This window comes from Mariniflexile sp. AS56 (assembly GCF_030552475.1).
Lineage (GTDB): Bacteria > Bacteroidota > Bacteroidia > Flavobacteriales > Flavobacteriaceae > Mariniflexile.
In genome coordinates this window covers 202,376-215,746 of the sequence record NZ_JAUPED010000002.1, presented here as the reverse complement: position 1 = coordinate 215,746, position 13,371 = coordinate 202,376, and the positions used below count along the sequence as shown (strand labels likewise).

The following is a 13,371-nucleotide window of genomic DNA, read 5'->3' as shown; positions in this document are numbered from 1 at the left end:
GCATCCTTAGAAACATTTTGAATAATTTAGACGTACCAACGACTATTCCGAAGAAAAAAATCGAAACCACTAGAACGCACACAACAGCGTGAAAAATTAAGATATAAAAAAAGTTATGAGACTACTATTCGATTAAATCAATATGCCTATCGTGGTAACCTAATAAATACAGTACACCGTCTAAACCAATACTTGAAATAGAGCTTTGGGCGTTATCTTTAACCTTCGGTTTTGCATGAAACGCAATACCTAAACCTGCTAAATTAAGCATAGGCAAATCGTTCGCACCATCACCAACAGCGATAGTTTGGCTAATATCAATCCCTTCTTTAAGAGCAATTTCTTTAAGATATTCTGCTTTTTTATTACCGTCTACAATCTCTCCAAGATACCCACCTGTTAACACACCATCTTTAATTTCTAATTGGTTGGCATACACATAATCCATACCCAATTCTTTTTGTAAATAGTGACCGAAATAGGTAAACCCTCCAGATAGAATCGCTGTTTTAAAGCCATAGCTTCTTAAAGTATCAATAAGTCTTCTGGCACCTTTGGTAATAGGCAGATTGATGGCCACATCATGTAACACATCTTCACTTAAGCCTTTTAACAGTTTCATGCGTCTAATAAAACTTTCGTTGAAATCTATTTCACCTTGCATGGCAGATTCTGTAATGGCTTTTACTTCATCACCAACACCTGCTAATTCAGCCAATTTATCAATAACTTCCGCTTGTATAAGTGTTGAATCCATATCGAAACACACCAATCGCCGGTTTCTTCTATAAATATTATCTTCTTGAAATGCAATATCTACATCTAAATCTCTAGAAATTTGCATGAATTTAGCCGTAAACTCGCGTTTATCATCAATATGACCTCTAATTGACAATTGGATACAAGCTCTCGGATATTCTTCCTTTTTAACGAGCGACGTACGTCCTGTAAGCCTTTTTATAGAATCGATATTTAGGTTTTTCTCCGAAATAATTTCGGTAACTTGAGATATTTGCTCAGCAGTTAATCTTTCACCTAGAATGGTAACTATGTAACGGTCTTTCCCTTGAAGTCCAACCCATTTCTCGTAATTTTCAAGCGTAATTGGGGTAAACTTTGCTTTTATACCAAGTTCATAGGACTTAAAAAGTAAATCTTTTAATACTGCAGCAGATTTTGCTCCAGAATGAATTTCAAATAAAATACCTAAGGATAGTGTATCGTGAATATTAGCTTGACCAATGTCTAGTACTTTTGCGTTATACGATGCTAAAACACTTGTTAAACTAGATGTTAATCCTGGTTTATCTTGTCCAGAAATATTTAATAGGAAAATCTCCTTAGCCATAATTTACTATTTAAGCTGTAAAATTGATTATTGTATTTGAAATATGAAAGTTATTTTCGATTTAATGCTCGAACTACAAGCACTTATTTCACAAATCGACTGTGCCAACTTTCGCTTGCTGGCACTTCCCAGTTTTCGTTAAACTCGGCAATATTGGTGACTAAATTATTAAAAACAATGGTGTTTTTAGAGACTGCTTTGTCTTTTGCCATTTGCTTAAAATCTAGAAGTGTTTTGTATGCAACAAATTCACCTTGTTTGTAAGACACATTCATTTTATCCATTAAATCGACATTATAGTCTTTTTCTAATTGCTGAATAAAATGAACAGAAGCATCTATAGAGCAGCCTGTAGCTGCATTCATTTTTTGATTTAAACCAAAAATGATGAATCTATTATATTTAATAAGATAGCCCGATTGTAAATCGCTGCCATGTGCTGTCCAATTTTCTATAAAAACATTAAGTTTAGCCTGAATTTCTTCAAGCTCTTGTTCTGAAAATGAACGGTTTGCTTGGTATATCCAAACACGTGACTCTTCTGGTAATGTATTAAAATCTACTAACATGTTGTAATTGACTGTTTTCTTTTAACATGGAACTGTTTAAGTCCATGTATTATTTACAAATCTTGTGCATTTGCAATTAATTCTGCAATATCCATAACAGGAACATCGGCTTCTTTTTCTTTAGCTTTAACCCCATCAGTCATCATGGTATTACAAAACGGGCATCCCGCTGCAATAATTTCTGGTTGGGTTTCTAAAGCTTGCTCAGTACGTTCTACGTTAACGTCCTTATTTCCTTTCTCTGGCTCTTTAAACATTTGAGCTCCTCCTGCTCCACAACATAAACCGGTGCGTTTGCAGTTTTTCATTTCAACCAATTCGGCCTCTAATTTCCGAATTAATTCACGTGGTGCTTCATACACATTATTGGCACGACCTAAATAACAAGGATCGTGAAAGGTGATACGTTTTCCTTTAAATTCGCCTCCTTCAATAGTTAAACGCCCATCATCTAATAGGGTTTTTAGAAACTGTGTATGGTGCATAACCTCATAATTTCCGCCTAATTCAGGATACTCATTTTTTATGGTATTGAAACAATGCGGGCATGCAGTTACTATTTTCTTAACCTCGTAAGCATTTAATACTTCTATATTCGTAACAGCTTGCATTTGGAACAAAAACTCGTTTCCAGCACGTTTTGCAGGATCACCTGTACAGCTTTCTTCCGTACCTAATACAGCAAATTCCACTTTAGCTTTGTTTAATATTTTAACAAAGGCTTTGGTGATTTTTTTTGCTCTATCGTCAAAACTCCCGGCACAACCAACCCAAAATAATACTTCAGGTTGTTTACCTTGAGCCATAAATTCGGCCATTGTTGGTACTTTTAGTAATTCGCTCATCACTTATTTTTGTTTAACCAAACCTTCAAATTTAAAAAAGCTTGAAGTGTTTTCGTTATTATAAATTATTCGTTTTTCCAGTTTAATCGGTCCATTTGATTGTATGGCCAAGGAGCACCGTTATTCTCAATATTCGTCATCATATTATTTAGTTCAATTGGTGCCGCAGACTGCTCCATCACCAAATAGCGACGCATTTCCATAATAATAGAAAGCGGGTCGATACTTACCGGGCAGGCTTCTACACAGGCATTACATGATGTACATGCCCACAATTCCTCTCTAGTAATATAATCATCTAGAAGTTGTTTGCCATCTTCCTTAAACTCACCTTTATTCGCATCGATGTTTTTACCAACTTCCTCCAAACGGTCTCGGGTATCCATCATGATTTTTCGTGGGGATAGTTTTTTACCAGTTTGGTTGGCAGGACATTCACTCGTACAGCGTCCGCATTCAGTACATGTATAAGCGTTTAGTAATTGTACCCAATTTAAATCTTGCACATCGCTAGCACCAAACTTAGCTGGGATAGCTTCTTCTGCGCCTTCAGCAGGTGCTGCAAATGGATCCACATTCGGGTCCATCATCATTTTTACTTCTTTAGTAACCGCTTCTAAATTATTAAACTGTCCTTTAGGCGTTAATTTTCCGAAGAACGTATTTGGAAAAGCTAATAAAATATGAAGATGTTTAGAAAAGTATAAATAATTTAAAAACACCAAAATACCGATAATATGAAACCACCATGTAGTTCTTTCTATTACATGAAGTGTGGTTTCTGAAAGTCCGCTAAAAAGAGATGTTATATATTGACTGATCACATTTCCTGTTTGAATGTCTTGAAAATGCATATCGGTAGCATTCATTACCAAAAACAGCGTCATTAAAACCATTTCAAAATAAAGAATGAAATTACCATCATTTTTAGGCCAGCTTGTCATTTCACTTTTCCAGAAACGTGCTAATTTTATAACGTTACGGCGAATCCAAAAAATTGTAACAGCCACAAAAACTAAAAGGGCTAAAACTTCAAAAGAACCAATTAAAAAGCCATAAACAGATTCAGGTAGTACAGATAAACCTATTCTATGCGTACCAAAAATACCGTCTATAATAATTTCTAAAACCTCAATATTAATAATAACGAAACCTAAATAAACTACTATATGTAAAAACCCTGCGATTGGACGACGTACCATTTTACTTTGCCCTAAAGCAATCATCGCCATGTTTTTCCAACGCTGTGATTTATTATCACTCACATCAACATCTTGACCTAAATTGATATTTCGAACTAGTTTTTTTACGTTAACAGCAAAAAAACCAATACCAATACCAAGTAATATTATAAAAAGTATATTTGGTAAATATTCCATGAGTATTTATTTAGTTTCTTCTTTTTGATACGGAATCTCCTTTTTAGACAACACCCTAAAATAACGTTTTGGATGCAGTTTTATATCACGAAGTAATTCTTCCATTTCTTTTGTAGCTCCTTCAAGGTTGTTGTACAAGTCATCATCCTTAAGTAATTTCCCTAAAGACCCCTCGCCTTTATCCATAGAAGCTAAAATAGTGTTTAATTTACTTAAAGTACTATTTAAATTTTCTACGGTTTCACCTACGTTCGCATTTTTTAAGTCGGTTGTAAGTACAGCGATATCTTCACTAATTGTTTTGAATCTATCTAATATTGCCGCAATATTTTTATCATTATTAGCAATAACCGCATTTACTGAATTTGATGTTGTTTTGAAGGATTTCAATGTGTGATTTAGCTCTTCAATAGTACGTTTTAAACCAACTTCCGAATTATCACTAACCAACCTGTTAATACTTAACATAAGCGTATCGGTCGATTTTAAAGTAGAATCTAAATTATCGCTTAGTCCTGAGAAATTTTGAGATAAACTAGTAACTAAACCTAACTCCACTTGAGATGCTAACACATCACCTGGTTTTGCTTGTGGTCCTTCGTTGCTTATCAATATGGCAAGTCCGTTACCACCCATTAATCCTGTTTCATACATTTTGATTACAGAATTATTAGAAAATTTCAAAGCTGCATTTACTGAAAAAGACACTTTAGTTTTACCGGTATTATAGTCGTAAACAATGTCCTGAATTTTACCAACAACATTACCATTTACGGTGATAGGAGACGATTTATTAAGGGCATTATAATCAAACTCTGTATAATACACATCGGTAGCTTCGAATAGATTTCTTCCTTTCAGGTAGTTAAACCCTAAAATGAAAAGGACGATGCCAGATATTACTAATATGCCTGTTTTAACTTCTTTTGATATCTTCAAAGTAAATAAAGTAAGTGTTAGTTGTACAAATTTAAAATAAATTTAAAAAGAACCTCTTTAATTAGCGGTTGTTTTTAAAGCTTCGGATAAGCTAATTTTTTTAGAATCTTTAAAAGCCACTATAAAACACGATTTATAACCTTTTTTAATAGCCTCTTCTTCAAGTGTTTTCACACTGTTATAGTTGGATGTGTTGCCGTAAAAGTACTTAAACAAGCCACCTTCTTTTTCTCTAGTAACATTTTTCAAACCCTTAAAATTATTAGGTTTGGGCTCTATGGCACGCGAGGTTGCTGCGATTTGAACTTTAAAAGTAATATCTGTATCTACTTTATTAATAACTTCATTAACCTTAATCACGGCGACGTCTGTTGGCTTGACCTTGGGTGTATCATCTTTTAAAACAAAATTCTCAACATTACCATCCAAACTATGTTTATACTCTAAAATAGCATTGGTAATTGCTGTAGAAATTTCATTTTGGCCAGTTTCAGAATTTAAATAAGCCCCTTCTTCTCTATTAGTAACAAACCCCGTTTCAATTAAAACACTTGGCATGGCGGTTTGGTGAATAACCCACAAACTAGCTTGCTTAACACCTCTACTTTTTCTTTGAAATTTGGTCGTGAAGTTCTTTTCTATTAAACTAGCTAGTAGGATACTTTGGTCTGTATATTCCTCTTGACTAAATAAAATACTCATAAACGATTCTGGCGAATTTGGGTTGAAACCTTTATAATGTTTCTCGTAATCATCCTCTAAAAAGATTACTTCGTTTTCTGCTTTCGCAACTTCAAAGTTCTGATTTGTATTTCCAACCGCCAATACATAGGTTTCTGTTCCCGAAGCTTCTGTATGGTGCGCGTTGCAATGAATAGACACAAATAAATCGGCCTTTGCATTATTGGCTATTTTTGGGCGGTCTTTAAGTTCAATAAACACATCGGTCGTTCGGGTATAAATAACCTTGATGTTTGGGTTTTTCTCAAGCATGCTTCCTACTTTCAATGCAATTTTCAAAGCAATATCTTTTTCTTTATAACCATACTTGGAATGCTTACCGGGATCTTTACCCCCGTGACCAGCATCTAAAACCACTATAAATTTTTCTACAGCTTCCTTTTTCTCAATTTTATTAAAGGAGGCAAATGTTAATACTGTTATAAATAATACGAAAAGTAATATTTTGGACGTTTTCATGGAATAAATCATTTTTGGCTTAAATCGGAACTTCATAAACATTAACTATAATTATCAATTATTATTTTATTTTGACAACCCTAGTTCACAAACATTTTAACGATTAAAAAACTTGAATTTTTACTCATTTTAAGCGAGTACAAGTTTAATTTAAAATTTTAATTGAATAATAAATTAATCACAGAAAAATATATGTAATTTTGGCTTTTCAAAAATCGAGCCATACTTTTACAAAAATACATTTAAAAGCGTTGCACACAAACAACTTTAAAATACTTTTTGCACTAAGTTTTACAATGTTTATTAACATGTTAAGCTATGCACAAGACACCCCGAAAAGCGGTATTTCTATTGACAGATCTGTTAGTGACAGTCTTGTTGTTAGTACCGATAGTTTACTCATTTCTAAGACTTCTGAAAAGGCACAAGATTCGATTTTAAAAGATTCCATCAAGCCGAAACGCAAAAAAGAACTTTTAGAAAATACAGTAAAATACCACGCGACAGATTATACGACGTTCAACCAAAAAGAACATAAATTATACCTTCGTAATGAAGCCACAATAGAATATGGCGACATGAATATTGCTGCTGGTAACATCACCATCGATTACACAAAAAACACCGTGTATGCTAAAGGCATTACCGATTCTCTTGGTACGTATTCACAAAAACCTGTTTTCACACAAGGTTCCAATGTGGTAGAACCCGATTCCATTCTTTTTAATACACAAACTAAAAAAGCACTTATATACAACTCTAAAACCGAACAAGGTGATGGAACTATTGTGGCACAACTTACTAAAAAAGAAAACGATTCCGTTTACTTTTTAAAGAATGCGAAATACACAACTGCAGAAGATTTAGAAGATCCTGAATATTACATCCGTTTATTAAAAGCCAAAATTGTACCAGGAAAGAAAATAGTAACAGGCGCTGCTGGATTGTATATTTATGATATTCCAACCCCCGTTTGGTTGCCCTTTAGCTTTTTCCCGCAATCGGATAAGCAAACATCGGGTATTATAATTCCTAGTTTTGGTGAACAAAACGAACGTGGTTACTTTTTACAAAATGGTGGGTATTATTTAGCTATTAATGATTATGTTGATTTAGCCGTTTTAGGTGATTATTATACCAACGGAAGTTATGGTATGAACCTAGAAAGCACCTATGCGAAGCGTTATAAGTTTAGAGGTAACTTAGGTTTTAGGTACGAAAGTTTAATTAGTAGTGAACTAGGTTTTCCTGATTACTCAAAATCTACGGTATACAATTTACGTTGGTCACACAGCCAAGACACTAAAGCAAACCCTAATTCGCGATTTTCAGCATCTGTTAACTTAGGTAGTAGTTCGTATTATCAAACATCGGTAAATCAAATAAATACGGGGGCGTTTTTAAATAACACGCTATCCTCTTCCGTATCTTATTCCAAAACGTTTCAAGGTGAGTTACAACCTAGTTTCAGTTTAACAGCGACCCATTCACAAAACACCAATACGCAACAAATTAATATGACCTTGCCTACCTTTCAAGGAAGCATTGGTAGAATATATCCTTTTGCATCAAAAACAGGAACTAAAAAGGGCATCATTCAAAATATTAACTTGCAGTACAGTGTAAGAGGAGAAAACAGAATTAGTACCACCGATTCACTTTTCTTTAAAAAAGAAATGTTTGAAGATGCGAAAGCAGGTTTTCAACATACCATCCCACTTACTACCAACTTTAAATTATTTAAATACTTTAGTTTAAGCGCTAGTAGTAACTTTAGTGAAGTTTGGACTTTTAAAACTATTGAAAAATCGTTTGACCCTGTAGAAAGAGAGGTAATAACGGAAGATGTAAATGGTTTTGACTCTTACAGAACTTACAATTTTAGCACCAGTTTAGGAACGACTATTTATGGTATGTTTAATTTTGAAAAAGAAGGTAAGGATGCCAAACTAAAAGCCATTCGCCATGTTATACGTCCGTCTTTAAGCTACAATATCAACCCTGCATTCGATAAATATTACGACAGTTACGAAGTTGTTAGTGCCGACGGATTGACAACAAGTGACGTAGAATATACCCGTTTTGAAGAAGGTATCTTTGGGTCGCCAGGAAATAATTATTCTAGTTCTGTAGGCATTTCGGTTTCTAATAATCTTGAAGCCAAAGTACGTGACAGAGATAGTACGGCTACCGAAGCTAAAAAAATCATTTTATTAAACAATTTAAACTTTTCAACCTCTTATAATGTTGCTGGCGATTCGTTACAGTGGAGTCCTGTTAGAATGAGTGGTGGTACACAACTTTTCAATAATAAGATGAGTGTTAACTTTGGAGCTACTTTAGACCCGTATGCTTTAGATAATAACAATAAACGAATTAACACCTTCAATGTTGATAACGGAGGAAGTCTTTTCAGGCTAACAAGTGCTAACCTAACCACTAGCTGGTCGTTATCTAGCAAATCTGGGAAAGCAAACGATAATAAACGAGGGATTGAAGAGAATAAACGAAGTGGTGGACGAGACGATGACTTGTTTGGTATCTCGGAAGATTTTGCAAACCAGCAAATAAATAACGAGGAAGAAGACGATAAAGAAGAAAAACCAAGTGAGTTTTATCACTTTAGCATCCCTTGGAATTTACGTATTGCCTATGCCGTTAATTACTCCAACTCCACACGACAAAATGAAATATCATCCCATTCACTTATGTTTTCAGGTGATATTAAATTATCAGATAAATGGTCTATTGGAGCATCATCTGGTTACGATTTAAAGGATGCGGGGTTCACCTATACACAATTGCGTTTTGAACGCGATTTAATGAGTTGGCGTATGAATTTTAGCTGGGTTCCTTTTAGTACCAGAAGTTCATGGAATTTCTTTATTGGTATTAAATCGAATATGTTAAAAGATTTAAAATACGAAAAACGAAATCAAGCCGATTTACAACTTTAGCGATTTGTTAATTGTTAACTAAACACAACACCGTTATGAAAAAAATTATCACGACACCAAACGCTCCTGCTCCTATTGGTCCTTACAACCAAGCTATTTTAAGCGGAAACACCTTATATACTTCTGGTCAAATTGCTATCAATCCAGCAACTGGAGCGCTTGTTTTAGATGATATCGAAACGGAAACGCAGCAAGTAATGGCTAATTTAAAAGCTGTTTTAGAAGCTGCAGACATGACTTTTGAGAACGTGATTAAATCGTCCATCTTCATTAGTAATATGGATGACTTTGCACTGATAAATTCTGTTTATGGAAGTTATTTTGATGAAGCTACGGCTCCTGCACGAGAAACAGTACAAGTAGCCCGTTTACCAAAAAATGTAAACGTTGAAATTAGCGTGATAGCCATTAAGTAGTACACAACATACTTCTTAAGCTTCCTTATTTGAGTATTTCGACAATAATTCTTTGAGTATACTAGCTTCTAACGGTTTGGCTAAAAAATCGTCTATACCTGCTAATTTTGCCTTTGCAATATCTGCTTCAAAAGCACTTGCTGACACAGCGATAATAGGTGTGTTATTTTCTAAGTATTTCTCTGTTTCTTTTATGGCTTGTGTTGCTTGATAACCATCCATATCGGGCATATAGATATCCATGAAAATCATATCGAAATCTAGAATTTTATATAACTCCACAGCTTCTAAACCATTTTTCGCAAAGGTACAATCGGCACCTTGTTGCTCTAATAAGAACTTAATTACTTTTTGGTTCATTCTATTATCTTCTGCCACCAAAACATTAAATTTCTCTTGTAAAATAGGCTCTTGAAATTCGGCTTCTGCTTTAACATTAAGCGTTTTCTTTAAAGACAAGCTAAAATAAAAGGTAGACCCTTCATTTTCCTTACTTTCCAATTTCAGTTCACCACCCATTATTTTTACAAGTTGATGCGAAATAGATAAGCCAATACCACCACCTCTATAATCTTTGCCCGCAGGTATATTAAAGGTTTTCGATTCATTAAATATTTGTTTAATTTCATCTAAACGCAAGCCTATTCCTGTATCTTTAATATAGAAGGTAACAATTTGGTCGTCGTCAATATTAACGGTTTGATCTACAATTACCGATATTTTCCCCGAATTAGTGAACTTAATAGCATTGTTAATCAAGTTTATTAAAACCTGTTGTATGCGTACTGAGTCTCCTATAACTGAAAATTTACGTTTGCCTTCAATTAAAAATTTATATTCAAATTCCAGACCTTTTTCCCAAGCTTGGTATTCAAAAACTTTAAATAAATGCAATAAATCTGTTTTTAAATCAATAACATGGTTATTCAATTCAACATCACCTCGATCTACATCAGCATTGTCTGTTACCATTTTAACTAATTGCAATAAATGGTTGGAAGAATACTCCGCAATCTCCACTTGCGCATTTTGATCAGAGTCTAACTCCGTTTGCTTTAGCATATTCAACATACCCAATACCGTACTTAGTGGTGTGCGAATTTCATAACTCATATTCGCTAAATAAACCGATCTAAAATCTGCACGCTTTACAATATCTTCATTACTCGCTTGTAACTCTCTAAGTCTATTTTTTAAGTTTGAATGCCTAACTTCATTCTTTAATTGGTTTTTAAAAAAATATTGAAGAACAAAAACCTGAACGATTCCAAACCCAAATAAAATTAAAACAAGACTATCTGTACTAATTTTCTGTTCCAGAAAAAAGTATGCCAATAAGAGAATAACCACTATAGAAGCAAAAATAATGATAGACAGTATTCTCTTTACTCGAATAGATTTAAGAAATTGTAGAGGGATTCCCATATAATTAGTACACTTTTTAACAAACTTAATTAATATTTCTCTTAATTTACAAAAGTAATACGGGTAATTAGCCTATATATATTATTTTGTTTTTTTTAACTTTATAACATGATAAAAATGTATTTTTAAATCGAGGTTAAGTTCAAATAAAAATGCAGGCACAGTAAATTATGAAAATCGACTTAAAAATAGCTTGCATAGTGTATTCCAAAATTTCAATACGCTATATATAATTAGTAATTAGTTAAATTTTGAACATACCAGAGTTTTCAAAATAACAATAAACCAACAACCATCACTATATGAAACAAATTATCACATTCGGAGAAGTTTTAATGCGATTATCTCCAGAAGGAAACAAAAAATTTATTCAAGCTAATTTGTTGGAATTTTATTTTGGTGGCACCGAAGTAAATGTAGGTATTTCTATTGCTAATTTTGGTGAAAAGGTAAAACATATCAGCTGTGTTTCCAACGATTTTGTTGGTGATACGGCCATTTCATATATACAAAAATTTGGTGTAAGCACATCGGCCATTGTGCGTTCAGACAGACCCTTAGGTGTTTATTTTCTTGAAGTAGGTGCCGTTATGCGACCAAGTGCGATTTCGTATAACCGCTCGCATTCTTCTTTTTCTGATATTAAACCAGAAATGGTTGATTGGGAAAGCATTTTGAAAAAAGCAAAATGGATTCACTGGACAGGCATTACTCCTGCCCTAAGTAAAGAAGCTTACCAAACCCTTAAAGCTGGACTTGTAATTGCGAAACAAAAAGGAATCGCTGTAAGTGCCGACCCTACCTACCGAAAAGGGCTGTGGAAATATGGAGAAAACGCACAAGATGTTTTAATAGATTTACTGTCATATTCCACCATTTTCATCGGTGGTATTAATGAAATTAATGAAGCCTTAGATACAAACTACGGGTTTTCAAACGAAGATTTCATTACAGCCAGTAAAGCTCTTATAGAAAAATTTCCATCTATTGAAAAGGTTTTTGATAAAATAAGAACGCCTATCAATGCATCATGGCATAAAATACGAGCTAGAATGTGGAATGGTAAGGAATTTAGAGAAACAAGCGATTTCGATATCACACATATTATAGACCGTATAGGAACAGGTGACGCCTTTGCTGCTGGTTTAATATATGGTTTACAGAAATTCGACGATTATAAATCCATGGAATTTGCAAGTGCTGCCTGCGCCTTAAAACACACTTATGAAGGTGATGTGAATTACGCCAATGTCAATGAAGTTATGGGTATTTTAGATGGTAATGTGTCTGGTCGATTTAATAGATAAAACCATTTAATAGACATTTTTAACCCGCATCTTTAATGAGTAAACAGATTTTCGAGCCGTAATAAAAAGTACATTTCTTTTTTTACCACCAAAACAAACATTCGAAGGTTTTTCTGGTGTCTCAATTTCTTTAATTAATTGACCTTCGGGATTGTATACCCATACTTTTCCGGAGGTTAGATATACATTCCCTTTGGTATCGATAGTCATTCCATCACTACCATGCGGTGCGAAAAAGGTTTTATCACTTAAAGTGCCGTCTTTATTTATCGCATACTTCCATATTTTGGAACCTCCAATATCTGCCACATAAAGTGTTTTTCCATCTGGTGTTCCTATAATACCGTTGGGTTTTACGAAATCAGAAATCACACGTTTTATATGCCCTTCAGTATTTAACACATATACTCCAGGAACCTCTTGAATTTCCTTATGCCCTTCTTGCCACCAAGATCTATGATAATACGGATCGGTAAAATAAATTATTCCATTTGGAGCAATCCACAAATCGTTGGGCGCATTTAAATGTTTCCCTTCAAAATCTTGAAAAATAACATGCATTTTCTTGTTTTCATCAAAGTAAACCAATTGATTTTTTTCATCTGCACAAGCAACTAACTGTCCTTTGTAATTAAAATACAAACCGTTTGATCTTCCTGTTCCTTCCAAATACAATGAAACCCCTTTCTTTTCATCCCACATATGAATTTTATCATTAGGTTGGTCTGTGAAATAAACAGTTCCATTTTTTGCCACCGCAGGCCCTTCGGTAAAAAGAAACCCCGTTTCTATCATTTCAACTTGTGCGTTTTTCTTAATTAATTTTATCTTGGTTTGACTAGACATAGCGTCTATAAAAAAGACTATTGTAATCAATAAGGGTACAAATTTTAAGATTTTCACAGGACCATTTCGTTTAAATTAACTGTCTAAAAATACATATAAATATGTGTAAATTCATATGATTCCTACTTTCTTAAAATAAT

11 protein-coding genes are annotated in these 13,371 nt (G+C 33.9%); 3 read left to right on the top strand and 8 right to left on the bottom strand.

Features of this window, described 5'->3' with window-relative positions:
• Positions 1 to 124: 124 nt before the first annotated feature.
• The 6 genes from serB to Q5N74_RS03580 all read right to left on the bottom strand — a co-directional run bounded on the left by serB (position 125) and on the right by Q5N74_RS03580 (position 6,280).
• Positions 125 to 1,348, bottom strand: a complete 1,224-nt coding sequence (gene serB / locus Q5N74_RS03605) for a phosphoserine phosphatase SerB (RefSeq protein WP_304387344.1) — start codon at positions 1,346 to 1,348, stop codon at positions 125 to 127.
• Between the two features lie 83 nt (positions 1,349 to 1,431).
• Positions 1,432 to 1,917 (bottom strand): ABC transporter ATPase, encoded by a 486-nt coding sequence (locus tag Q5N74_RS03600; RefSeq protein WP_304387343.1) that lies wholly within the window; start codon positions 1,915 to 1,917, stop codon positions 1,432 to 1,434.
• A 53-nt stretch (positions 1,918 to 1,970) separates the two neighbouring features.
• Positions 1,971 to 2,762 (bottom strand): (Fe-S)-binding protein, encoded by a 792-nt coding sequence (locus Q5N74_RS03595; RefSeq protein ID WP_304387342.1) that lies wholly within the window; start codon positions 2,760 to 2,762, stop codon positions 1,971 to 1,973.
• A gap of 65 nt (positions 2,763 to 2,827) precedes the next feature.
• The gene (locus Q5N74_RS03590) at positions 2,828 to 4,141 is read right to left on the bottom strand and encodes a (Fe-S)-binding protein (RefSeq protein WP_304387341.1); all 1,314 of its coding nucleotides are present in this window, start codon (positions 4,139 to 4,141) and stop codon (positions 2,828 to 2,830) included.
• Positions 4,142 to 4,147: 6 nt separating this feature from the next.
• Complete coding sequence (locus tag Q5N74_RS03585; protein WP_304387340.1) at positions 4,148 to 5,080, bottom strand: MlaD family protein; 933 nt, start codon at positions 5,078 to 5,080, stop codon at positions 4,148 to 4,150.
• A 57-nt stretch (positions 5,081 to 5,137) separates the two neighbouring features.
• Positions 5,138 to 6,280, bottom strand: coding sequence for an N-acetylmuramoyl-L-alanine amidase (locus tag Q5N74_RS03580; protein WP_304387339.1), 1,143 nt, complete (start codon positions 6,278 to 6,280; stop codon positions 5,138 to 5,140).
• Between the two features lie 200 nt (positions 6,281 to 6,480).
• Here Q5N74_RS03580 and Q5N74_RS03575 point away from each other — a divergent pair, with 200 nt between their 5' ends.
• Both Q5N74_RS03575 and Q5N74_RS03570 read left to right on the top strand, forming a co-directional pair.
• On the top strand, positions 6,481 to 9,237 hold the full coding sequence (locus Q5N74_RS03575; RefSeq protein WP_304387338.1) for a putative LPS assembly protein LptD: 2,757 nt from the start codon (positions 6,481 to 6,483) through the stop codon (positions 9,235 to 9,237).
• A gap of 35 nt (positions 9,238 to 9,272) precedes the next feature.
• Complete coding sequence (locus Q5N74_RS03570) at positions 9,273 to 9,653, top strand: RidA family protein (protein WP_304387337.1); 381 nt, start codon at positions 9,273 to 9,275, stop codon at positions 9,651 to 9,653.
• Positions 9,654 to 9,668: 15 nt separating this feature from the next.
• On the opposite strand, the gene Q5N74_RS03565 is transcribed toward Q5N74_RS03570, so the two are convergent.
• A complete protein-coding gene (locus Q5N74_RS03565) occupies positions 9,669 to 11,078 on the bottom strand; it encodes a response regulator (RefSeq protein ID WP_304387336.1) in 1,410 nt (469 codons plus the stop codon).
• 302 nt (positions 11,079 to 11,380) lie between these two features.
• Here Q5N74_RS03565 and Q5N74_RS03560 point away from each other — a divergent pair, with 302 nt between their 5' ends.
• Positions 11,381 to 12,385 carry a sugar kinase gene (locus Q5N74_RS03560; protein WP_304387335.1) on the top strand — a complete coding sequence of 335 codons (1,005 nt, stop codon included), beginning with the start codon at positions 11,381 to 11,383 and terminating at the stop codon, positions 12,383 to 12,385.
• Positions 12,386 to 12,391: 6 nt separating this feature from the next.
• On the opposite strand, the gene Q5N74_RS03555 is transcribed toward Q5N74_RS03560, so the two are convergent.
• Positions 12,392 to 13,261: an SMP-30/gluconolactonase/LRE family protein gene (locus Q5N74_RS03555; RefSeq protein ID WP_304387334.1), complete on the bottom strand. Its 870-nt coding sequence runs from the start codon at positions 13,259 to 13,261 to the stop codon at positions 12,392 to 12,394.
• Positions 13,262 to 13,371: the final 110 nt, after the last annotated feature.